The sequence below is a fragment of the Facklamia sp. P13064 genome, from assembly GCF_050409425.1.
In the GTDB taxonomy this organism is placed as follows: Bacteria; Bacillota; Bacilli; order Lactobacillales; family Aerococcaceae; genus Facklamia.
Window position 1 is genome coordinate 1 of sequence record NZ_JBNUPM010000048.1, and the last position, 756, is coordinate 756.

Consider the following 756-nt stretch of genomic DNA (forward strand, 5'->3'; position numbering starts at 1 on the left):
CCATTACGATTACCAATCCAGATGGCACTCAAACAACGACTACTGTAACAAATGGTGCAGACGGCAAAGACGGAGTAGATGGTAAATCACCAACCATCAAGCAAACCCCACTCAAAGATCAAGATGGTAATGTTATAGGAGTAACTATTACCATTACAGATAGTGACGGAAAAGTGACAACTGAAAACATCTTAAATGGCAAAGATGGTCAGACGCCTAAGGTTGAGGTAACACCTGGAAAAGATACAGAAGGTAATTCGGGCTATACCATTATCATTACGAAGCCAGATGGTTCCACACAAGAAGTTTTTGTAAAAGATGGTAAAGACGGTAAGGATGGTAAAGATGGAGTGGATGGTAAATCACCAACCATCAAGCAAACCCCACTCAAAGATCAAGATGGTAATGTTATAGGAGTAACTATTACCATTACAGATAGTGACGGAAAAGTGACAACTGAAAACATCTTAAATGGCAAAGATGGTCAGACGCCTAAGGTTGAGGTAACACCTGGAAAAGATACAGAAGGCAATTCGGGCTATACCATTATCATTACGAAGCCAGATGGTTCCACACAAGAAGTCTTTGTAAAAGATGGCAAAGATGGTAAGGATGGTAAAGACGGTAAGGATGGTAAAGACGGTGAATGTGGAGTGTGTCCAATACCAGACCCAGATCCAACACCAGATCCAGATCCAACGCCAGATCCAGATCCAACACCAGATCCAGATCCAACACCAGATCCAGATCCAACGC

At 42.3% G+C, this 756-nt stretch carries 1 pseudogene; it reads left to right on the plus strand.

Annotated elements, in window-relative coordinates:
- A pseudogene (locus ACQV2S_RS08830) lies at positions 1-756 on the plus strand (YSIRK signal domain/LPXTG anchor domain surface protein); the annotation flags it as partial.